The organism is Oryzibacillus soli (genome assembly GCF_051594765.1).
In the GTDB taxonomy this organism is placed as follows: domain Bacteria; phylum Bacillota; class Bacilli; order Paenibacillales; family NBRC-103111; genus Paenibacillus_AR.
Map to the genome: position 1 here is coordinate 1 of NZ_JBPPGJ010000018.1, position 21,220 is coordinate 21,220.

A 21,220-nucleotide genomic window follows, 5' to 3' on the forward strand; every position below is an offset into this window, starting at 1 on the left:
GCAGGTAACGAGGCCCCTTTTCAGGGGCTCGCCCGTGAACCCACGCGGTTGGCAGCCATTTCAGAGCGCCTTTAGGCGCCGGCTAGTAACATGCCCTTATAGGGCTAATGGAAGCCACCGGCTAAGCCGGTGGTTATGACTGATCCATGCTTATATCACGAAGGTGTAGTCATTGATCAGCCCGATCGTGATGATGGCCTGCAGGGCGCCCAACAAACCGATGGTGGCATATCGTACGAGGTCATGCTTTTCCCCCAGCTCTTGTAGATAGAAGTACAGCGGCAGGCTGACCATCATATACCGGACGACGCTGGTCAGGTATTCCGGCGAACTGGAGAACGGAACCGTGATCAGCAGGGCGCCGTATGCAAAAAACAAGAGCTGCGACGGCTCTCTGCGGAATCTGCGGAACTGAAGGAGGAACGCCGCTGCGAACACCGTCAGGACGAAGGTGGTCATAGTAAATGAAATAACCCCGTTATCCCATCCGCCGCCTAAGGAGAAATAGGGCTTCCGAATAAAGTGCCAATAGGCTTGGAAGGGAAATGAGGTTTCCCTGGCCCAATTGGCCTGCTCATGAACGGCTGCCAGGAAATCCCCGGTAAGCCTCTTCAGGTAGCCGAAATATGCAATCAACGGCAGCAAGGAAGCAAGAAAGAAGCCCGCGTATTTCAAATCGCGCCAGGACCACTTGAAGCCCTTGGCCAAAATCAGGCTCCCTGCCGCGAACACCAGGTTGGCGAACCCCGGGACCCGGGTCACCGTGGACAGGCCGCCAATTAGAAGCGCCGCTCCGAAGCGTCGGGTGATGGAGAAATAAATCGTCGCGGCGGACAGCAGCAGGAAGAGGCTCTCCGTGTACATGAGGGAATAGTAAGCGGAGGCCGGGTAGAGAAGCACCAGGAAGATCACCGAGCGGGTCCGTTTATCGTTCCATCCCATGGCCAGGCCGATTTTATATATGAAGGATAAAGCCAGCCATAAATACACATGGGAGAGGACGATCCCAACCGTCAGCGTATCCCAGAACGGAAGCAGCTTGGCAGCGGATGCGACGGTGAGCGGATACAGAGGGAAGAATACCCAGTTTGCAGGCGGATGGGGCTGGTCCATGGAGAACCGGTCGTAGCCGCGTTCGGTTATCTTCATATAAGAATACGTGTCGAACTTCAACAAGTCCCTTACATGAACCGGCCGTGATTCCTCCAATGCCCGGGGCAGCTTCATCTGCGGATAGGGCTCTTCCGGCGTGCCGGCCTGGACGTATTCGCGGGGTGAGCTGTAATTGCTGAACAAGTTGCTGCCCAGATAGGCTTCCATATACAGAATCATACGGCTTAGAGCCAGCATGCCCAAGACGACAAGCAGGATCTTGGAATGGGTTCTGAAGCGTTCCATCACGGCGAACAACGCCTCCTTTTTTTCGTCGGAATTGATCCTAATCCTATCCATCTTTAGGAAGAGGTTCAAGCTGCTTTACAAAAAAAACACATCCCTTGAGCTGGAAGGACTTTTCAAGGGGCCTATTGTAAAAAAATACGGATTTATGCTATACTAATGTTTGTGATGTTGATACTGTGCAGAATTGGAGAGTGGGGCGACCCACTCTTTACTCTTTGTTTACGGCTTTTCAGGTTCTGAACCCAACACTACATACCTATATTAGGGGGTAATACATTGAGCTCGCAGATTAAATCCGCCGTGGAAGAAATGGTCAAGCCGTTCCTGGACGAGAACGGATTCGAGCTGGTGGACATCGAGTACGTGAAGGAAGGCAGCAACTGGTTCCTCCGCGTCTATGTGGATAAGGAAGGCGGCATCGATATTGACGATTGCGGCCGCGTCAGCGAATTCCTGAGCGCCAAGCTGGATGAAAATGACCCGATTCCGGTTGCTTACTTCCTGGAGGTATCTTCCCCCGGGGCAGAGCGTCCCCTGAAGAAGCCGGAGGATTACCGTAAGGCGGTCGGGAAGCACGTATTTCTCACAACCTATGAACCTGTAAACGGGAAGAAGGAGTTCGAAGGGCTTCTGGAGGCATTCGACGGAGAGACGTTCACCGTGAACACGGGTAAGAAGAGCGTAACCGTGCCGGCAGAGAAGCTGGCGAGCGCCCGGTTGGCTATCGTATTCTAGCAATCACACCCGTTGTGGATATTTGAAAGGAGGAATTCCATTCCCATGAACGCTGATTTTATCGAAGCCCTGTCGGAACTGGAGAGAGAAAAAGGCATTGCGAAGGACATCCTGATTGAGGCGATTGAGGCAGCGCTGATTTCCGGTTATAAGCGGAATTTCAATACGGCCCAGAACGTTCGCGTGGACATCAACAAGACCACCGGCCTGATCAAGGTGTATGCAAGGAAAACCGTCGTGGAGGACGTACTGGACCCCCGCATGGAAATTTCGGTGGAGGCTGCACGGGAGATCAACCCGAACTACACGCTGGAGGACATCGTGGAGATCGAAGTGACTCCGAAGGATTTCGGCCGGATCGCGGCCCAGACGGCGAAGCAGGTGGTCACCCAGCGGATCCGCGAGGCGGAGCGGGGGCTGATCTACCATGCCTACATCGACAAAGAGGAAGACATCGTCACCGGTATCGTCCAGCGCCAGGATCTGCGCAATCTGTACGTGGACCTGGGCAAGGTGGAGGCCGTGCTTCCGTTGAACGAGATGATGCCGAACGACAAGTTTACCCACGGCGACCGGGTGAAGGCTTATATCACCAAGGTGGAGAACACCACCAAGGGACCGCAGATCATCCTGTCCCGGACCCATCCCGGACTGCTGAAGCGCCTGTTCGAGCTGGAGGTTCCCGAGATTTACGACGGCGTCGTCGAGATCCGTTCCGTAGCCCGGGAAGCCGGCTTCCGTTCCAAGATCGCCGTTCATTCCCGCAATCCCGAGGTAGAGCCGGTCGGTTCCTGCGTAGGTCCCAAGGGCGTGCGCGTGCAGACCATCGTGACGGAGCTGAAGGGCGAGAAGATCGACATCGTGCGCTGGTCCGAAAATGTGGACGAATACGTGGCTAACGCCCTGTCTCCCTCGAAGGTCGTGGAAGTGAACGTATTCGAGAGCGAGAAGATGTGCCGGGTCATCGTGCCGGATTACCAGCTGTCGCTGGCTATCGGCATCAAGGGCCAGAACGCGCGTCTGGCCGCTAAGCTGACCGGCTGGAAGATCGACATTAAGAGCGAATCCCAGGCGGAGCAGGAGTATGGCCGTCCGAAGACGACGACGGAGCTGATGCACCAGGATTCCGTCAGCATCGATTGACCGAATGGCGTAGAACAGTTCAATGTTTAAGCGGGTGAGAGTAGAATGAGACCACGGAAAATTCCGCTTCGGAAATGTGTGGCATGCCAAGAAATGAAGGCCAAAAAAGAGCTGATCCGGGTCGTCCGGACTCCCGATGAGCACATCCTGATTGATCTGACCGGCAAAAAATCGGGCCGCGGCGCATACTTGTGCGGCAAAGCCTCCTGCTTCAAGCTGGCCAAGAAGAGCAAAGCGTTCGACCGGGCCCTGAAGCAAGCGGTTAGTCCGGAGATTTACGATCAGCTGGAGCAGGATTTCATCCGGGTCGAGGATGAGTTCCTCGCCTTGAAGGAAGCGGATGATGACGATGATGAAGAATAATTGGCTGTCTACCTTGGGCTTGGCGATGCGGGCCGGCAAGATCGTCACTGGAGACGATACCGTTATGAAGGCGGTGCGGTCGGGAGAGGCGAAGCTGGTGCTGCTGGCGTCGGATGCGGCGGCCAACGCGCAGAAGAAGTACAGGGATAAGTGCTCGTTTTACAACGTCCCTCTTATAGAGCAAGGGAGCCGGTTCGAGCTTGGATCGGCCATCGGCAAAGTGGAACGGGTAGTCCTGGCGGTGACGGATGCAGGATTCGCGAACAGGATCGCCCAGTGTCAGGTAAAACCTGCGGAGGTGGAAGGAAATTGACCAAACAAGACAAACAGGATAATAAGCTTAGGGTTTACGAGTATGCGAAAAACCTAAATATGAGCAGCAAGGAGATTATTACTATTCTTAAACGACAAGGAATTTCGGTAAACAATCATATGAGCGTACTGGAGCCGAACATGGTCGGGGCCGTAGAGCAGTTCTTCAAGGACGTCAAAGCTAATGCCGCTGCCAAACGCACCAGCGACAACGGCACGGTTGTAGCGGCCGGCACCCAGCCCTCTCCGTCCGAGCGCAAGCCGGCACCGGTAGCTGCTACCGAGCAGCCGCGTGCGGAGCGCCAGCCGTCCGCAGCACCGGCAGCGGACCAGCAAGCGCCCAAAGCGGCTTCCGAGCCGGCGCCGCAGCAGCGCGACGGTCAGGGTCAAGGCGGCGGCCAGGGAGGCCAAGGCGGCTACCAGCGCCGTGAAGGTCAAGGCGGCGGCCAGGGAGGCCAAGGCGGCTACCAGCGCCGTGAAGGTCAAGGCGGCGGCCAAGGGGGCCAAGGCGGCTACCAGCGCCGTGAAGGTCAAGGCGGCGGCCAAGGGGGCCAAGGCGGCTACCAGCGCCGTGAAGGTCAAGGCGGCGGCCAAGGAGGCCAAGGCGGCTACCAGCGCCGTGAAGGTCAAGGCGGCGGCCAAGGAGGCCAAGGCGGCTACCAGCGCCGTGAAGGTCAAGGCGGCGGCCAAGGGGGCCAAGGGGGCTACCAACGCCGTGAAGGTCAAAGCGGCGGCCAAGGAGGCCAAGGCGGTTACCAGCGCCGTGAAGGTCAAGGCGGCGGCCAAGGGGGCCAAGGCGGCTTCCAGCGTCGTGAAGGCCAAGGTGGTCAGGGAGGCCAAGGCGGCTTCCAGCGTCGTGACGGCCAAGGGGGCCAAGGCGGCTTCCAGCGCCGCGACGGTCAAGGCGGCGGCCAGGGAGGCCAAGGCGGCTTCCAACGCCGTGACGACCGCGGTCCTGGCTTGGGCGCCATGGCATCCGCTCTGCAATCCGCAGGCGCGCCGGTTCCGTCGTCCCAGCCGGCCCGTAGAGGCTCCGATCGCGACAAAGCGCGCGGCGACTACTCCCGCAACGACCGCTCCGGCGGCAAGCCGGTTCAGGATAAGCCGATCCGGGTGCCAACAAACGTATCGGCCAATGACGACTTTGTCCTGGATCTGCCCGCAGCAGGCGCAGCCAAGGTAGGCGGCGGCAAGAAGGGCAAGCCGGCACCGAAGCGCTCCGACGATAAGAACAGCCGGTTCGGAAGGGGCCGTAACCAGCCCCAAACCCAAGTTCGCAAAGAGAAGGTAGACAATACGCCGAAGAAAGTCATCGTGCGCGGCACCATGACCGTCGGCGAGTTCGCCAAGCTCCTGCATAAAGACGTTTCCGATCTGATCAAGAAGCTTCTGTTCCTCGGCGTGATGGCTACCATCAACCAGGAGCTCGACTTGGATACCATCCAGCTTCTGGCCGGCGATTACGGCGTGGAAGTGGAGCTCAAGATTCCGGTGGACGAGACGAACATTGAAGCCATCGAAGAGAACGACGATCCTGCCGATCTGATGGAGCGTCCTCCGGTCGTTACCATCATGGGTCACGTCGACCACGGCAAGACCACCCTCCTGGACGCCATCCGTCACACCAACGTGACCGAGGGCGAAGCAGGCGGGATTACCCAGCATATCGGCGCATACCAAGTGGAGATCAACGGCAAGAAGATCAGCTTCCTCGATACGCCGGGCCACGAAGCGTTCACCTCCATGCGTGCCCGCGGCGCGCAGGTAACCGACATCACCATCCTGGTGGTTGCGGCGGATGACGGCGTTATGCCTCAGACGAAGGAAGCCATCGCCCACGCGAAGGCCGCCAAGGTGCCGATTATCGTAGCGGTGAACAAGATCGACAAGCCGGGCGCTAATCCGGACAAAATCATGCAAGAGCTCACTGAGTTCGAGCTGGTGCCGGAAGCATGGGGCGGCGAGACCATCTTCGCTAACATCTCCGCCAAGCAGCGAACCGGTCTGGAGAACCTGCTGGAGATGATCCTCCTCGTAGCCGAGGTTCAAGAGCTTAAGGCGAACCCGAACAAGCGGGCGCGCGGTACCGTCATCGAGGCTGAGCTGGACAAAGGCAAGGGCCCGGTTGCACGGGTGCTGGTCCAGAATGGTACGCTCAAAGTGGGCGATTCCTTCATCGCCGGCAACACCTTCGGCCGCGTTCGCGCCATGGTGAACGACAAGGGCAAGCGTCTGAAGGAAGCAGGTCCGTCGACTCCTGTTGAGATCACGGGTCTGACCGAGGTTCCGCAGGCCGGTGACATGTTCCTGGCCTTCGAAGACGAGCGCAAAGCGCGCGAGATCGCCGAGAAGCGGACCATCCAGCAGCGCCAGGCCGACATGGGCGCCAACACCCGTGTCACCCTGGACGATCTGTTCAAGCAGATCAAGGAAGGCGAGATCAAGGACCTGAACATCATCATCAAGGGCGACGTTCAAGGCTCCGTCGAGGCCCTCCGCGGCTCCTTGGAGAAGATCGAAGTGGAAGGCGCGCGGGTGAAGATCCTGCATGCTGGTGTTGGTGCGGTAACCGAGTCCGACGTTACACTCGCTTCTGCCTCCAATGCCATCGTTATCGGCTTTAACGTACGTCCGGAGCCGGCAGCCATGGCTACTGCGGAGCAGGAAAAGGTTGACATCCGTCTGCACCGGATTATCTATCAGGTCATCGATGAGATCGAGTCCGCCATGAAGGGCTTGCTGGATCCGGTATTCAAGGAAACGGTTATCGGCCAAGCGGAAGTCCGGAATACCTTCAAGGTATCCAAGGTCGGTACAATCGCAGGCTGTATGGTCACCTCCGGCAAGATTTCCCGTTCTGCCGAAGCACGGCTGATCCGCAATGGCATCGTCATTCACGAAGGCAAGATCGACTCCTTGAAGCGGTTTAAGGACGACGCCAAGGATGTGGCTCAAGGCTATGAGTGCGGAATCACGCTGGAACGGTTTACTGATGTCAAAGAAGGAGATATTATAGAAGCATTCATCATGGAAACCGTGGAGAGGTGATAGGCTATGGCCAAAATTCGTACCGGCAGGGTTGGCGAGCAGATCAAGAAAGAGCTCAGCCAAATTCTGCAAACCGAATTTAAGGACCCCCGGATGGGCTTTACGACCATCACCGGCGTTGAAGTGACGAACGATTTCTCCCAAGCCAAGGTGTATCTGAGCGTTATGGGCTCGGAGCAGCAGCGGGAGGAAACGCTTCGTGCCTTGGGCCGCGGCAAAGGGTTCATCCGCTCCGAGTTGTCCAAGCGGATCCGTCTTCGTATAACACCGGAGCTGATCTTCCTGATCGACAGCTCCGTTGCCTACGGCAGCCGGATCAATGAGCTGATCAGCCAAATCAACAACGAGGAGAAGAATCATCCATGATCCTCGGTAACCCATCGGATTACGGTCCGGAGGTTGTCCGTCAGCTGGAGGAGGCTAAAGCGTTCATCCTGAATCAGGATCGCTTTCTGGTGGTGTCCCACGTCAATCCCGACGGGGACGCCATCGGCTCCACCCTGGCAGTCGGCCATATGCTGGAACAGTTGGGCAAGAGCTATATCATGATGAATGAAGGTGCCGTGCCTGCCAAATTCAGCTTGCTACCCGGTTATGCCGACATTCGCGATTACAGCGCATGGGGCAGCCAGGACAAGCCGGAGTTTCAAGCGGTCATTGCAGTGGATTGCGCCGATTACGAGCGGATTGGACGGGTCAGGGAATGGTTCCCGGACGCCGTCCCTCTGCTTAATATCGACCATCATCCGACCAATGACGCGTATGGAACGGCGAACCTGATCCATCCGGAGGCGGCTGCAACGGCCCAGGTCCTCTACGATCTCACGGTTACGATGGCGCTGCCATGGACCAAACCTTTTTCAACCTGTATCTACACCGGACTCTTGACCGATACGGGAGGATTCCGGTATTCCAATACGACGCCCAAGGTCATGCAGATCGCTTCCGAGATGCTCCGCCAAGGAGTCAACGGGAATGAGCTTGCGGACCAATTGCTGGAGAAGCTCACCTTCTCCCATATCTCGATTCTGCGGAAAGCGCTGTCGAACTTAAACTTCACGTCGGATAAGAAAATCGCTTGGATGAGCGTATCCTTGGACGATATCCGGGAAGCGGGAGCGGACGGCGGAGATATGGACGGGCTGGTGAACTATCCCCGTAATGTTGAGGGGGTGGAGGTAGGGCTGCTCTTCAAGCAATCGGGGAACCTCCTCTACAAGGTCAGTCTCCGTTCCGCCGGTCTGGCGGACGTGTCGGCCATCGCCCAGAGATTCGGAGGAGGCGGCCACATCCGGGCAGCTGGCTGCACCGTACAAGGCACTTTGCAGGAAGCGGTCCAACAGGTGTTGACAGAAGTGGAGAGAGCGCTCGGATGAAAGTGGAAGGGATCATACCCATATGGAAGCCCCAGGGCTTTACTTCCCATGATGTCGTCGCCAAAGCAAGACGCATTCTTAGAATCAAACGCATCGGCCATACCGGGACCCTCGATCCGGCCGTTACCGGCGTTCTGCCGTTGTGCATCGGAAGAGCAACACGTCTGGTCGAATACATACAGGAAATGCCCAAGGAATACCAAGCGAAGCTTATCATCGGCTTGGCCACGGATACGGAGGATATGACCGGAACGGTGGTGGAGCGCTCCGAATCGGTGTCTCTGGATCCGGCTCAAGTATTAAGCGTTCTGGAATCGTTCGCTGGAGAAATCCAGCAGGTCCCGCCCATGTATTCCGCGGTCAAGGTGGATGGCAAACGCTTGTACGAGCTGGCCCGCAAAGGCGAGATCGTGGAGCGCAAGCCGCGCGCGGTCACCATATACGCGATCCAAGCCGTACGGATGTCTCTGGAAACGGCCAATCCGGAGATCGAGTTCCGGGTCAGCTGCTCCAAGGGAACCTATATCCGGACCTTGTGCGTGGACATCGGAAGAGCCCTCGGCTATCCGGCCGTCATGGGGGAGCTGATCCGCACTTCGACCGGCGGGTTCACCCGGGAGCAGTGCGTTACCTTGGAGGAGCTTGCAGAGGCGGCGGCCGCCGGCGAAGAGGTCGTTGCACGCTTAACGGTGCCCTCCGATGACGCCATTCCGTTTATCCCCCGGTATTCGGCGGATAAGACCATGGCGCTTCATGCCCTGCAAGGCAAAAAGCTGCGTCTCCCCGAACCGGCGGGACCCGATTTGGTACGCCATGACCTTCCCGGGCTGATGGCCGGGCTGGTTCGGTTATATGATGAAGAGAGGTTTCTGGGCCTGTTCCGTCTTCACGAGGACGGCAGGACCTTAAGCCCTGAAAAAGTGTTTGTGCCGGAGCAGGAACACGATCCGGCTTGATGGGCAGGGGAGATACATGCAGGCATATACCATTTCGGCTAATACAGAATATTCTAACCTTCCTGGGGAACACCAGGTTCTGGCCATCGGAGACTTCGACGGGATCCATACGGGACACCGGGAGGTGCTCCAGCGTGCGTTGAACACTGGTGAGCAGCTTCATCTGCCTGCCGCGGTCATGACCTTCGAGCCGCACCCGCGGGTCGTTCTGGGCTTGTCCCAATATGAAGAATCCATCACCCCGCTGGAGGAGAAGCTGAAGGCCTTCGAGGCTCTCGGCATGTCGCACGCCTACGTGGTGAAGTTCGACCGCGAGTTCGCAGCCTTGCCGCCTGAGGAATTCGTCGAGCGGATCTTAATAGGGCTCCAAGTCCAGACCGTAGTGATCGGCTTCGATTTCACCTTCGGCTATCAAGGGAAGGGCAACGCGGATACTTTGGTCGCACTGGCCAAAGGCCGCTTCGCCGTCGAGGTGGTCCGTCCCATTCACATGGGCGGCGAGAAGGTCAGCAGCACCCTGATTCGCGAATGCCTTCTGAACGGACAAGTGGAGAAGGCAGCGCGTCTTCTCGGACGGCCGTTCTCCTTCCGGGGCAAGGTGGTCACCGGCGAGGGCAGGGGAAGGACCATCGGCATCCCGACGGCCAACCTGGATCCGGCGGACGCTTATGTGATTCCCGGCCGCGGTGTGTATGCCGTGGAGGCTGTCGTGCGGGGGCAGCGTTACGGCGGAGTCATGAATATCGGATGGAAGCCCACCTTCGCGGAGGAGGGCGGGCAGACGACTCTGGAGGCCCATCTGTTCGATTTCTCTGAGATGATCTACGGGGAAACCGTGACGGTCCGGTTTATCGGCTTCATCCGCCACGAGCGCAAATTCGTCTCTGCAGCGGAATTGGTGGAGCAGATCCGTTCGGATATGCTCCGGGGAAAAGAAATGTTGGACGAACATTTACATTGATGTCCAGCATGTGATATACTGTCTCTTGTCGCCATGAAGCGCCTCTCGGCGCGGCGATGGGAACCTTAGCGCGGATACTCGTAACACCGGCGGTTTCTGGGCTACAGGGGATATATAAGATCAGGAGGTGAATAGGATGGCATTGACTCAAGAACGCAAGACTCAACTGATTCAGGACCACAAGGTTCATGAATCCGATACCGGATCTCCGGAAGTTCAGATCGCTATCCTGACGGAAAACATCGTGAACTTGACCAACCATTTGCGTGTTCACAAGAAAGATCACCACTCTCGTCGTGGTCTTCTGAAGATGGTCGGACAACGCCGTAAGCTGCTGACGTACCTGAAAAACAAGGACGTTCAACGTTACAGCGCACTCATCGAGAAGCTGGGTCTTCGTAGATAAGGTTAGATGATGGGAAAGCAACCATTGTTCTACCGTGCTGGTACCGATGCATGGAGAAGATTTGGTTGCTTTTTCCCTATTTCCGACCGATTAGATGAGGAAAAGCAGGAAATACTATACATCATGTTGAAATACTACGCATCCCGCGCCTGCAAGACGGTGTTAACCGGACGAGCCGGCGTTACATATGGATTTCAATGAAATCAACGATCTCTCAGGAGGCAGGTATGGAACAGAAAAGTGTCCGAATTGAACTCGGCGGACGTACCCTCGTGCTGGAAACAGGCAAGCTGGCAAAGCAAGCGAACGCGGCCGTTATGGCGCGCTACGGCGACACGGCTGTGCTGTGTACGGTTACGGCATCGCCGGACCCCAAGGATTTGGATTTCTTCCCACTCACGGTTAACTATGAAGAGCGTTTGTATGCCGTAGGCAAAATTCCGGGCGGCTACATCAAGCGCGAAGGCCGTCCGACTCAAAAGGCGATCTTGGCCAGCCGCTTGACGGACCGGCCGATCCGCCCGCTGTTCCCGGAAGGCTTCCGGAACGACGTGCAGATCGTCAATCTTGTCATGAGCGTGGAGCAGGATAACTCTCCGGAGATTACCGCCATGATCGGCACATCCTGTGCCTTGGCCATCTCCGACGTTCCGTTCAACGGGCCCATCGGCGGCGTCATTGTAGCCCGCGTCAACGGCGAGTTCGTAATCAACCCGACCGTTGAGCAATCCAACATCAGCGACATGTACCTGGTCGTAGCCGGTACGAAGGACGCGATTATGATGGTGGAGGCCGAAGCCCGTGAGCTGCCGGAGGACGTGATCCTCGAAGCCATCATGTTCGGCCACGAGTCCATCAAGAAGATCTGCGAAGGCATCGAACAGTTCGTCCAGGAAGTGGGCAAGCCCAAGATGGAAGTGAAGCTTCACGCAGCCGATTCGGCTGTGGATGCGGACGTTCGCGCATATGCCTCCGAGCGTCTGGTGCAGGCGGTCCGAATTCCGGAGAAGCAGGCCCGGTATGACGCCATCGAAGCCATCAACTCGGAGACTGTGGAGCACTTCAAGGCCGTCTATGCGGAGGAAGCCTCCAAGATCGGCGATGTGAAGGAAGTGCTGTACGACATTGTGAAGGAAGAAGTACGCCGTCTGATCACCCATGATAAGGTCCGTCCGGACGGACGAGCCCTGGATGAGATCCGGCCGATCGCCTGCGAGACGTCCTTGCTGGCCCGCACCCATGGCTCCGCACTCTTTACCCGCGGCCAGACTCAAGCCTTGTCCATCGCCACGCTGGGCTCTATCGGCGACGAGCAGCTCTTGGACGGCATTGACCTGGAGGAGCGCAAGCGTTTCATGCACCATTACAACTTCCCTCCGTTCAGCGTAGGCGAAGCCCGTCCGCTCCGTCCGCCGGGTCGCCGCGAGATCGGCCACGGTGCACTGGGTGAACGCGCCCTGGAGATGGTGCTGCCGGATGAGAAGGAATTCCCGTACACCATCCGTGTTGTATCCGAGGTGCTCGAGTCCAACGGCTCCACCTCTCAGGCCTCCATCTGCGCCAGCACCATGGCTCTTATGGATGCAGGCGTACCGATCAAGGCTCCGGTGGCCGGCGTGGCCATGGGCTTGATCAAGGACGGCGAGCATGTCTCCATTCTGACGGATATCCAGGGAATGGAAGACCACCTGGGCGACATGGACTTTAAGGTTGCCGGTACTTCCAAGGGTGTTACCGCCATCCAGATGGACATCAAGATCGACGGCATTGACCGCGAGATCCTGAAGGAAGCCCTGAAGCAGGCGAACAAGGGCCGCATGTTCATCCTGGACAAGATGCTGGCTACCATCGACAAGCCCCGCAAGGAGCTGTCGCAATATGCTCCGAAGATCATCACCATGCAGATCCATCCGGACAAGATCCGTGAGGTAATCGGCGCTGGCGGCAAGGTGATCAACAAGATCATCGAAGAAACCGGCGTCAAGATCGACATCGAACAGGACGGAAGCATCTTCATCGCTTCGAGCAATCAAGCGGCGAATGAGCGTGCCCGCGAGATCATCGAGAGCATCGTCCGCGAGGTAGTCGTAGGCGAGACGTACCTGGGAACCGTCAAGCGGATCGAGAAGTTCGGCGCATTCGTGGAAGTGCTCCCGGGCAAGGAAGGCCTCGTCCATATCTCCCAGCTGTCCACCGAACGGGTGGCCAAGGTGGAGGACGTGGTTGCCATCGGCGACAAGATCACAGTCAAGGTTACGGAGATCGACAATCAAGGCCGCGTGAACCTGTCCCGCAAAGCCACCATGCCGGCCGCTCCAGCAGCCGCCAAGACCGAATCCTGATTACATCTGTTCCAAGCTCTAGCAGGCCTGATGCCTGCTGGGGCTTTTTTTCACTTTCCCGACCAGGTCCCGTTCTATGCGAAGTTCGGCACAGATCCGGGTATATCCGGGTATATCCTTGTCCTTCATGGCATAATATGAGAAAAAAGCGGATACCGGGGTGTAAGGACATGCAAAAGACGGAACAGATGAAGATTCGGGCCTTAACCTATTTGGTGACGGCCTTTGTGATCTGGGGGACAAGCCATACGCCGATGGTGGAGCGGTACCTGAATCAGGTAAAGGACGGGACTGTACGTCTCTTGCAGGAGAAGGAGACCCGGGGAAGCGCGGGCGCGGGACAAGCTCCGGAGGCCGTACCCGTCATGGCCCGGCTCGGAGGAGCTCCTGCGTCCGTCCCTACCGGAGGCGAGCTCTTGAAGCAGCTGCAGGAGGAAGCGGTGAAGTTACGGATCCAGCCGGTGAATGCGAGAGTGGACCCGATATGGAAGGCGATTCCCGGGTTGAACGGAAGAGAGTTGGATGTGGAGAAGACCTACCGCTTGGCCGGTCAGCTTCCGCAGGGGACTCCCTTGACCTATATCTACCGGGAGGTACCGCCCAAGACCGGCTTGGATGACTTAGGGGCCCAGCCTATCTATCGCGGGAACCCGGAGAAGAAGATGATCTCCCTTATGATTAATGTGGCTTGGGGAGATGAATTTTTGCCGAAGATGCTGGATGTGCTGAAGAAGGAGAATGTACACGCCACCTTCTTCCTGGACGGTACGTGGCTGAAGGGACATCTGGAGCAGGCCAAGGCCATCGGGGAAGCAGGGCATGAGCTCTCCAACCACGCTTATTCCCACAAGAACATGAGCCAACTGCCGCGGGGCCAAGCGGAGCAGGAGATCGTCAAGACGGAGAAGCTGCTGGAGCAGATCGGAGTGAAAAATCGGCTGTTCGCCCCGCCCTCCGGAGATTTCGACCAGGAGACGGTGGACATCGCCCATCAGTTGAAGCTGCGGACCATCCTCTGGACCTTGGACACGGTGGATTGGATGAAGCCGGAGCCGGCTGCGGTCATCCGCAAGATTACGTCCCGCCTGGAGCCGGGAGCCATGATTCTCATGCACCCGACCCATGCCTCTTCGGAATCGATCGAAGCGATCATCCGGGACGCGAAGAAAAAAGGCTACGCGTTGGGCACCGTCAGCGAATTAATTTCACCCGAAAGGGTTCCTGAACTGGAAACCCAACTCCGCAAGTGATAGACTATATAGGTATGTAAGCTGACATCAACTCCCAGGAGGAAACACATTGAATCACTACGTACTCCCGAACGGGTTAAGAGTAGTGCTTGAGAAGATCCCGACCTGCCGTTCCGTATCCTTCGGCATCTGGGTCAAGACGGGATCCCGCAATGAGGAGACCGACCGGAATGGGGTTTCCCATTTCATCGAGCACATGCTGTTCAAAGGAACGGACCGGTATTCGGCCAAAGATATCGCGGAGCTGTTCGACGGCATCGGCGGCAACGTGAATGCCTTCACCACCAAAGAATATACCTGCTACTATGTCAAGGTTCTGGATGAGCATCTTCCCATGGCCATGGACGTATTGGCGGATATGTATTTCAATTCCCGATTAGATCCGGAGGAGATGGAGAAGGAACGCAACGTGATCTTAGAGGAGGTCTCCATGTATGAGGACACTCCGGATGATCTGGTGCATGACCTGATGGCCAAGGCCGCCTACAGGGAACACCCGCTGGGGCAAACCATCCTGGGACTCGAGCAGAACCTGCATCGCTTCCAGCCGGACGATCTGCGAAGCTACATGAAGAAGTACTATACCGTCAGCAATACCGTTGTAAGTCTGGCCGGAAATATCGATGACCATATCATGCCTCTCATCGAGAAGCATTTCGGCGGCTTCTCCAACCAAGGTCCGGAAATTCCTGTGACCCCGCCGTCCTTTTATTCCGGGGAGATCTTCCATGAGAAGAAGACGGAGCAGAACCATATCTGCCTGTCCTTACCCGGCTGTTCCATCCGCGACGACCGGCTGTACGCCATGATACTATTGAATAACGCCATCGGCGGGGGGATGAGCTCCCGACTGTTCCAGGAAATCCGCGAGAAGCGCGGTCTGGCGTATTCCGTATACTCCTATCATACCTCTTACCTGGATAATGGCATGTTCACCATCTACACCGGCACGGCGCCGAAGCAGACGGAAGAAGTGCTCAAGGTCTCGATGGAGGTAGTGGGGGAGGTGCTCCATCACGGTCTGACCGATGCGGAGGTCCGCAAGGGCAAGGAGCAGCTCAAGGGCAGCCTGATCTTAAGCTTGGAGAGCACTAGCAGCCGGATGAACCGGTTGGGCAAGAACGAGCTCTTGCTGGGTAAGCATTATACCATGGACGAAATCATTCAACGGATCGAATCCGTAACGCAAGACCAAATCCGTGAGCTGACCAAGGAAGTGTTCGCCCATTCCTTCGCCTTGGCCATGGTAGGTCAATCGAGCGACTCGATCCAGAGCTTTAGGAGGGATATGCTTGCTTCAAACGGTTCAACTGAAACGACTCCCGGGGAATGAGGACGTGCTCCTGCCCCGGCGCATGTCGGAGCTGGCAGCCGGCTTCGATCTGCATGCTGCCGTGACGGAGCCGCTGATCCTGCACCCCGGAGAGCGGAAGCTGGTTCCGACCGGCTTTGCCATGGCCATGCCGGCCGGACTCGAGGCACAGATCCGTCCCCGGAGCGGCTTGGCGTTCAAATACGGCATTACTTGCCTGAATACCCCGGGCACCATTGACGCCGATTATCGTGGCGAAGTGAAGGTGCTGCTCATTAACCTGGGACAGGAACCGTTCACCATCTGCCGGAATGAACGGATTGCCCAGATGGTGATCCAGCAGCTTCCCGCAATCGAGCTTGCCGAGGTGGAGGAGCTGTCCGACACGGATCGGGGAGCAGGAGGCTTCGGGCATACGGGAACCCGTTAAGCAACGGGACTCCGGATTGATCATCAGAAGCGGGGGCGGAAGCTCCCGCGTTTTTCTTTTTTCAAGGCCTTTTCTTAAGCCGGATCCCTGGCTTTTGGAAAAGGCCTTTTCGAATGGTTCGTCCTTCTTTCCATAATGGGAGGATGGAGCTGGGCTGTAACCCATTATTGACCCCTGGCATACTATGAGTTATCGACAAGACCTGAAAGGGGTGTGCAGGGATGCTCACTGGAATGCAAGCCGTCTTCATAGGCGGTGATGCCCGGCAATTGGAGGTGATCGGGAGGCTGCTGGAGCTGGATGCCACCGTACAGCTAATCGGATTTGACAATTTACAGACACCATTGAACGGAGTGACCAGGATCAAGCTGGATACGGAAGCATTCGCCCAGGCAGACGTCGTTCTGCTTCCGGCTGTTGGAACGGACGATAAGGGGAAGGTGGAGTCCATCTTTTCCTCGGAGGAGCTGATCTTGACCGAAGAACATGTCGCTGCGCTGCCTAAGCATGCGAGGGTGTTCACCGGAATGGCGAAGCCGTATCTCAAAACGATATGCAATAAATACAGCATTGCGCTTATCGAGCTCTTCGAACGGGACGACGTGGCCATCTACAATTCGATTCCTACGGCGGAGGGAGCCGTCATGATGGCGATCCAGCACACGGACTTCACCATTCACGGCTCCGTCAGCATGGTGCTGGGCTTGGGGCGCACCGGATTGACCCTGGCCCGGACGCTTAAGGGACTCGGAGCGAGGGTGAAGGCGGGCGTGCGGAAGCCGGAGCATTTCGCCCGCGCCTTGGAGATGGGCTTCGAGCCGTTCTACACGAAGGAGCTGATCCGCCAGGTGCAGGATGTGGACCTCCTGTTCAATACCATTCCGTCCATGGTGGTCACCTCCCAGGTTATCGCCCAGATTCCGCACCGGGCGTTAATCATAGATTTGGCATCCCGCCCCGGCGGTACGGATTTCCGGTTCGCCGAGCGGCGGGGGATCAAAGCCATGCTTGCTCCCGGGCTTCCCGGAATTGTCGCTCCGAAGACGGCCGGCCGCATCATTGCACATACCGTCAGCGAGCTGCTGATGGAGGATTACCAACAAGGGAGGAACGGCTCATGAGCTTCTGGACAGGGAAAACGGTAGGGTTCGCATTGACGGGCTCGCATTGCACATTTGCCGAAACCATGCCGCAAATTCAGCGTTTTGTCGATGCGGGGGCCAAGGTCATTCCCATCGCTTCCTATAGTCTGTTAACCACGGACACCCGTTTCGGGCGTTCGGAAGATTGGCAAAAACAGTTGAAAGATATCACCGGGAATGATATTATTTCTACAATTGTAGATGCAGAACCGCTCGGCCCTTCGAAGCTGCTGGATGTGATGGTCATTGCGCCCTGTACGGGCAACACGACCGCCAAGCTGGCCAATGCTATGACGGAGAGCCCCGTCTTGATGGCAGCCAAAGCGCAGATGCGCAATCAGAAGCCCTTGGTGCTGGCGATCTCCACTAATGACGGACTCGGTCTGAATGCGGCCAATATCGCCAGGCTGCTGGTGGCGAAGAACATTTATTTCGTACCGTACGGTCAGGATGCTCCCAGCGCGAAGCCCAATTCTCTGGTGGCCCGGATGGATCTCATCATGGAAACCTGCGAAGCGGCGATACAAGGGAAGCAGCTTCAACCGATGGTGATCGAACGGTTTAAGTATTGAATTTGTGCAATCAAAAAGGAGAGCTATCGATGGCAGAACAGAGACTTTACAACGTAGCAGTAGTCGGGGTTACCGGCGCTGTCGGGGAGCAGATTATCCGTCTGCTCGCCGAGCGCAACTTTCCTGTGAAAGAACTGAAGCTCTTGGCTTCCAAGCGCTCCGCCGGTAAAACCGTACGCTTCAAGGATCGGGACGTCGTGATCGAGGAAGCCACCCCGGAGAGCTTCAAGGGTGTGGAGATCGTGTTCCTGTCCGCAGGCGGCGACGTCAGCAAAGAATTGATTCCCCATGCGGTGAAGGCGGGTGCGGTATGTATCGATAACACCAGCGCCTACCGGATGGACCCGGAAACTCCGCTGGTCGTTCCGGAAGTCAACCCGGAGAAGATCTTCGAGAACAAGGGTGTCATCGCCAACCCGAACTGCTCCACGATCCAGATGGTGGCTACATTGAAGCCTCTGTATGACCGCTACGGCATCTCCAAAGTCATTGTCTCCACTTATCAGGCGGTGTCCGGTGCAGGCGCCAAGGCCATCGAAGAGACCCTTCGCCAATCCCGCGAAGTTCTGGCCGGCAACTCGGCCAATCCGGATATTTTGCCCGTCGGAGCATTGCCGATCAAGCACCAGATCGCCTTCAACGCGATTCCCCAGATCGACAAGTTCTTGGACAACGGCTTCACCAACGAAGAGATGAAGATGATCCGCGAGACCAAGAAGATCATGGGCGACGAGTCCATCGAGGTCACGGCAACCTGCGTACGGATCCCGGTTGTATACGGACATTCCGAGTCGGTTTATGTCGAGCTGAAGAGCGACTTCGAGATGGAAGAGGTTCGCAAGCTTCTGGCTGAAGCCCCGGGCCTCGTGCTCGAGGACGAACCGGCGGAGCAAAAATATCCGCTGGCCACCACAGCCGCCGGCAAAATCGAAACCTTCGTCGGACGGGTACGCCGCGATCTGAACAATCCGCGTGCGCTCAACATGTGGATTGTGTCCGACAACCTGTTGAAGGGCGCAGCTTGGAACGCCGTTCAAATCGGAGAATGTCTGGTTCAAGGCAAGTAAGAGGATAGTGATTGTTCAGGAGGCTATAAGGGAGGGACGCATGCACATGCGGATCTTAGTACAGAAATTCGGAGGTACGTCCTTATCCACTGTTGAAGCCAGAACTCACGTTATCCGTCATATCCGCAAAGCATTAGCCGATCAATACAAGCTGGTCGTCGTCGTTTCGGCCATGGGACGCAAGGGGGAGCCGTATGCTACGGATACCCTCTTGGACCTGATCCGCCAGAATGGGGACAGCCTGCCGGCGCGAGAGCGCGATTTACTGCTTTGCTGCGGAGAAACGATCTCCGCAGCGACGCTTTGCAGCCAGCTGAATGCGGAGGGCATCCGGTCCTCCGTATTGAACGGCGCGCAAGCCGGTATTCTGACCAACGATGATTTCGGCAATGCCCATATCGTATCAATCCGTCCTACCCGAATTCTGGAGCTGCTGGATAAAGATCATGTGGTGATTGTGACAGGGTTTCAAGGAAAGACCGCCTTGGACGATGCGACGACTCTCGGCCGAGGGGGAAGCGATACTTCCGCAACGGCACTGGGCGTGGCTCTAAAAGCGGAAATCGTCGACATCTTCACCGATGTCGGAGGCATTCTCACGGCCGATCCCCGGATCGTAGAGAATGCGAAGAGATTGGAGCAGGTTAGCTTCTCGGAGATCTGCAATATGGCGCACAACGGCGCCAAAGTCATTCACCCCCGCGCAGTCGAGGTGGCGATGCAGGCGAACCTGCCTATTCGCGTACGTTCGACCTTCGAGGAGGATGAGGGAACGCTGGTGTCGAACTTTGACGCCCTGAAGCAGGAAAGAAATGAAGTGCGCGACCGGCATGTGACCGGAATTGCGCACGTTCCTTATATGACCCAAATCACGGTGCCAAACACGGACGGAAGCTTCGACATGCAGCTGAAGGTGTTCAAGGCTATGGCCGATCATCAGATCAGCGTCGACTTCATTAATGTGAATCCATCCGGAGTCATGTATACCGTGTTCGATTCCGAAGGAGACCGTGCCGCACGCCTATTAGCGGAGCTGGGATACGAGCCGAGGCTGGCCCCCGGGTGTGCGAAGGTATCGGTTATCGGCGGCGGAATCCACGGTGTTCCCGGCATTATGGCCCATATTGTGGAAGCCTTAACCCAGGAGGACATCGCCATTCTCCAATCCGCCGATTCCAATGCCACTATCTGGGTATTGGTGCACGGCAAGGATATGGCCCAGGCGGTCAGAGCCCTACACAAACGATTCTCATTGGACAAATAAACGGGCGCCAATCGGAATAGAATGAAATATCTGGACCTATCCCAGATCGATAGCTTTCACAATCTGTAGAGAAACCGGGAGGTTTTTACGGTGGCCAACTTTGGCAGACTCGTAACGGCAATGGTTACCCCCTTTGACGAACAGCTTCAAGTCAGCGAAGAGCAATTGGAGGCGCTGGTGGAACACTTGATCGAGGGGATGCGCTGCGATTCCTTGGTCGTCTGTGGGACGACGGGAGAATCGCCGACCTTAACCGACAGCGAGAAAAGCGGGTTGTTCGAATCCGTAGTCCGATTGGTCCGAGGACGGGCCAAAGTGATTGCCGGAACGGGCTCCTACGACACGGCCCACACGATTCACTTAACCGAGGCGGCAGAGAAAGCAGGGGCAGACGGGGTACTTCTGGTAGCCCCATACTACAATCGTCCTTCGCAGGAGGGATTGTACCAGCACTTCAAGGCGGTGGCCCAGTCCACCCGATTGCCGATCATGCTGTACAACATTCCTTCGCGCTGCGGCATCAATGTGGATACGGCCACGACGCTGCGGCTGGCGCGGGAATTTCCGAACATCGTCGCCTCCAAGGAGGCGCATAGCGACCTGGATCATATCACGACCCTGGTGTCGCAGGGTCCCGAGCATTTCCGGGTATACTGCGGAGATGACTCCCTGACTCTTCCGTTCCTCTCCATAGGAGCCTATGGAGTCGTCAGCGTAGCGGGACATATTGTCGGCGCGCAGATCAAGAGCATGATCGAGGCGTACGCGGATGACCGCCCGGCCGAGGCTCGCAGGCTGCATCAGATGCTGTTCCCCGTGTTCCGCGGCATGTTCCATTGCCCCAATCGGGTACCGAATCCGGCAGCGGTGAAGCATGCTCTGAACGTGAGTGGGATCCCGGTGGGAGGCCTCCGGCTGCCCATGGTTCCGGTGAATGAAGCCGAAGGAAGGTTTATTGAGGAATTGCTCCAGTCGCACCAGGTCTAATTTTTATTGCCATCCTGACCGATGCCGTTGTAAGCGGCATCGGTTTTGTTTTTTTGGGGAAAATGATTGTAATGAGTTTAAACTTGTTTTTCAAGAGTTTGTTCCTGTATAATGTTGTCAAGTGACTGGTGCGGTTTCTTATTGATGGGCTTA

General features: G+C 56.9%; 20 protein-coding genes. 19 read left to right on the plus strand and 1 reads right to left on the minus strand.

Annotated features, from left to right (window positions below; genetic code table 11):
- Nucleotides 1-150: 150 nt before the first annotated feature.
- Nucleotides 151-1,398 carry a mannosyltransferase family protein gene (locus tag ACSEXW_RS21620; protein WP_438448388.1) on the minus strand — a complete coding sequence of 416 codons (1,248 nt, stop codon included), beginning with the start codon at nucleotides 1,396-1,398 and terminating at the stop codon, nucleotides 151-153.
- A gap of 279 nt (nucleotides 1,399-1,677) precedes the next feature.
- Between ACSEXW_RS21620 and rimP the strand changes: the two genes are divergently transcribed.
- The 19 genes from rimP to dapA all read left to right on the plus strand — a co-directional run bounded on the left by rimP (nucleotide 1,678) and on the right by dapA (nucleotide 21,067).
- Nucleotides 1,678-2,136, plus strand: a complete 459-nt coding sequence (gene rimP, locus ACSEXW_RS21625; protein ID WP_438448260.1) for a ribosome maturation factor RimP — start codon at nucleotides 1,678-1,680, stop codon at nucleotides 2,134-2,136.
- Nucleotides 2,137-2,181: 45 nt separating this feature from the next.
- Nucleotides 2,182-3,279: a transcription termination factor NusA gene (gene nusA, locus ACSEXW_RS21630; protein WP_438448261.1), complete on the plus strand. Its 1,098-nt coding sequence runs from the start codon at nucleotides 2,182-2,184 to the stop codon at nucleotides 3,277-3,279.
- Nucleotides 3,280-3,324: 45 nt separating this feature from the next.
- The gene (rnpM, locus tag ACSEXW_RS21635) at nucleotides 3,325-3,642 is read left to right on the plus strand and encodes an RNase P modulator RnpM (RefSeq protein WP_438448262.1); all 318 of its coding nucleotides are present in this window, start codon (nucleotides 3,325-3,327) and stop codon (nucleotides 3,640-3,642) included.
- Nucleotides 3,629-3,955: a YlxQ family RNA-binding protein gene (locus ACSEXW_RS21640; RefSeq protein WP_438448263.1), complete on the plus strand. Its 327-nt coding sequence runs from the start codon at nucleotides 3,629-3,631 to the stop codon at nucleotides 3,953-3,955. Before rnpM ends, ACSEXW_RS21640 begins: the two co-directional genes overlap by 14 nt.
- Nucleotides 3,952-7,002 carry a translation initiation factor IF-2 gene (gene infB / locus ACSEXW_RS21645; protein ID WP_438448264.1) on the plus strand — a complete coding sequence of 1,017 codons (3,051 nt, stop codon included), beginning with the start codon at nucleotides 3,952-3,954 and terminating at the stop codon, nucleotides 7,000-7,002. The genes ACSEXW_RS21640 and infB overlap by 4 nt, the downstream gene beginning before the upstream one ends.
- A gap of 6 nt (nucleotides 7,003-7,008) precedes the next feature.
- Nucleotides 7,009-7,368 (plus strand): 30S ribosome-binding factor RbfA, encoded by a 360-nt coding sequence (gene rbfA / locus ACSEXW_RS21650; protein ID WP_438448265.1) that lies wholly within the window; start codon nucleotides 7,009-7,011, stop codon nucleotides 7,366-7,368.
- Entirely contained in the window at nucleotides 7,365-8,378 is a 1,014-nt protein-coding gene (locus ACSEXW_RS21655; RefSeq protein WP_438448266.1) for a DHH family phosphoesterase, read from the plus strand. Before rbfA ends, ACSEXW_RS21655 begins: the two co-directional genes overlap by 4 nt.
- The gene (truB, locus tag ACSEXW_RS21660; protein ID WP_438448267.1) at nucleotides 8,375-9,334 is read left to right on the plus strand and encodes a tRNA pseudouridine(55) synthase TruB; all 960 of its coding nucleotides are present in this window, start codon (nucleotides 8,375-8,377) and stop codon (nucleotides 9,332-9,334) included. The genes ACSEXW_RS21655 and truB overlap by 4 nt, the downstream gene beginning before the upstream one ends.
- A 16-nt stretch (nucleotides 9,335-9,350) precedes the next feature.
- Nucleotides 9,351-10,295, plus strand: a complete 945-nt coding sequence (locus tag ACSEXW_RS21665; protein WP_438448268.1) for a bifunctional riboflavin kinase/FAD synthetase — start codon at nucleotides 9,351-9,353, stop codon at nucleotides 10,293-10,295.
- A 136-nt stretch (nucleotides 10,296-10,431) separates the two neighbouring features.
- Complete coding sequence (gene rpsO / locus ACSEXW_RS21670; protein WP_438448269.1) at nucleotides 10,432-10,701, plus strand: 30S ribosomal protein S15; 270 nt, start codon at nucleotides 10,432-10,434, stop codon at nucleotides 10,699-10,701.
- 227 nt (nucleotides 10,702-10,928) lie between these two features.
- Nucleotides 10,929-13,043, plus strand: a complete 2,115-nt coding sequence (pnp, locus tag ACSEXW_RS21675; RefSeq protein ID WP_438448270.1) for a polyribonucleotide nucleotidyltransferase — start codon at nucleotides 10,929-10,931, stop codon at nucleotides 13,041-13,043.
- A gap of 170 nt (nucleotides 13,044-13,213) precedes the next feature.
- Nucleotides 13,214-14,293 (plus strand): polysaccharide deacetylase family protein, encoded by a 1,080-nt coding sequence (locus ACSEXW_RS21680; RefSeq protein WP_438448271.1) that lies wholly within the window; start codon nucleotides 13,214-13,216, stop codon nucleotides 14,291-14,293.
- Between the two features lie 49 nt (nucleotides 14,294-14,342).
- Nucleotides 14,343-15,626, plus strand: coding sequence for a M16 family metallopeptidase (locus ACSEXW_RS21685; protein ID WP_438448272.1), 1,284 nt, complete (start codon nucleotides 14,343-14,345; stop codon nucleotides 15,624-15,626).
- 22 nt (nucleotides 15,627-15,648) lie between these two features.
- Nucleotides 15,649-16,035: a dUTP diphosphatase gene (gene dut, locus ACSEXW_RS21690; RefSeq protein ID WP_438448389.1), complete on the plus strand. Its 387-nt coding sequence runs from the start codon at nucleotides 15,649-15,651 to the stop codon at nucleotides 16,033-16,035.
- Nucleotides 16,036-16,256: 221 nt separating this feature from the next.
- The gene (gene dpsA, locus ACSEXW_RS21695) at nucleotides 16,257-17,156 is read left to right on the plus strand and encodes a dipicolinate synthase subunit DpsA (RefSeq protein WP_438448273.1); all 900 of its coding nucleotides are present in this window, start codon (nucleotides 16,257-16,259) and stop codon (nucleotides 17,154-17,156) included.
- Nucleotides 17,153-17,749 carry a dipicolinate synthase subunit B gene (locus ACSEXW_RS21700; RefSeq protein ID WP_438448274.1) on the plus strand — a complete coding sequence of 199 codons (597 nt, stop codon included), beginning with the start codon at nucleotides 17,153-17,155 and terminating at the stop codon, nucleotides 17,747-17,749. The genes dpsA and ACSEXW_RS21700 overlap by 4 nt, the downstream gene beginning before the upstream one ends.
- A gap of 29 nt (nucleotides 17,750-17,778) precedes the next feature.
- Complete coding sequence (locus ACSEXW_RS21705; RefSeq protein ID WP_438448275.1) at nucleotides 17,779-18,816, plus strand: aspartate-semialdehyde dehydrogenase; 1,038 nt, start codon at nucleotides 17,779-17,781, stop codon at nucleotides 18,814-18,816.
- 46 nt (nucleotides 18,817-18,862) lie between these two features.
- Nucleotides 18,863-20,080, plus strand: a complete 1,218-nt coding sequence (dapG, locus tag ACSEXW_RS21710) for an aspartate kinase (protein ID WP_438448276.1) — start codon at nucleotides 18,863-18,865, stop codon at nucleotides 20,078-20,080.
- 90 nt (nucleotides 20,081-20,170) lie between these two features.
- Nucleotides 20,171-21,067 (plus strand): 4-hydroxy-tetrahydrodipicolinate synthase, encoded by an 897-nt coding sequence (gene dapA, locus ACSEXW_RS21715; RefSeq protein ID WP_438448277.1) that lies wholly within the window; start codon nucleotides 20,171-20,173, stop codon nucleotides 21,065-21,067.
- Nucleotides 21,068-21,220 lie beyond the last annotated feature (153 nt).

Coding starts and splice junctions, on each gene's coding strand:
- pnp (WP_438448270.1), top strand. CDS start 10,929: ATGGAACAGAAAAGTGTCCGAATTGAACTCGGCGGACGTACCCTCGTG.
- ACSEXW_RS21655 (WP_438448266.1), top strand. CDS start 7,365: ATGATCCTCGGTAACCCATCGGATTACGGTCCGGAGGTTGTCCGTCAG.
- dut (WP_438448389.1), top strand. CDS start 15,649: ATGTCGGAGCTGGCAGCCGGCTTCGATCTGCATGCTGCCGTGACGGAG.
- dapG (WP_438448276.1), top strand. CDS start 18,863: ATGCGGATCTTAGTACAGAAATTCGGAGGTACGTCCTTATCCACTGTT.
- ACSEXW_RS21705 (WP_438448275.1), top strand. CDS start 17,779: ATGGCAGAACAGAGACTTTACAACGTAGCAGTAGTCGGGGTTACCGGC.
- nusA (WP_438448261.1), top strand. CDS start 2,182: ATGAACGCTGATTTTATCGAAGCCCTGTCGGAACTGGAGAGAGAAAAA.
- ACSEXW_RS21680 (WP_438448271.1), top strand. CDS start 13,214: ATGCAAAAGACGGAACAGATGAAGATTCGGGCCTTAACCTATTTGGTG.
- ACSEXW_RS21665 (WP_438448268.1), top strand. CDS start 9,351: ATGCAGGCATATACCATTTCGGCTAATACAGAATATTCTAACCTTCCT.
- ACSEXW_RS21640 (WP_438448263.1), top strand. CDS start 3,629: ATGATGAAGAATAATTGGCTGTCTACCTTGGGCTTGGCGATGCGGGCC.
- ACSEXW_RS21700 (WP_438448274.1), top strand. CDS start 17,153: ATGAGCTTCTGGACAGGGAAAACGGTAGGGTTCGCATTGACGGGCTCG.
- rnpM (WP_438448262.1), top strand. CDS start 3,325: ATGAGACCACGGAAAATTCCGCTTCGGAAATGTGTGGCATGCCAAGAA.
- dpsA (WP_438448273.1), top strand. CDS start 16,257: ATGCTCACTGGAATGCAAGCCGTCTTCATAGGCGGTGATGCCCGGCAA.
- ACSEXW_RS21620 (WP_438448388.1), bottom strand. CDS start 1,398: ATGGAACGCTTCAGAACCCATTCCAAGATCCTGCTTGTCGTCTTGGGC.
- rbfA (WP_438448265.1), top strand. CDS start 7,009: ATGGCCAAAATTCGTACCGGCAGGGTTGGCGAGCAGATCAAGAAAGAG.
- rpsO (WP_438448269.1), top strand. CDS start 10,432: ATGGCATTGACTCAAGAACGCAAGACTCAACTGATTCAGGACCACAAG.
- truB (WP_438448267.1), top strand. CDS start 8,375: ATGAAAGTGGAAGGGATCATACCCATATGGAAGCCCCAGGGCTTTACT.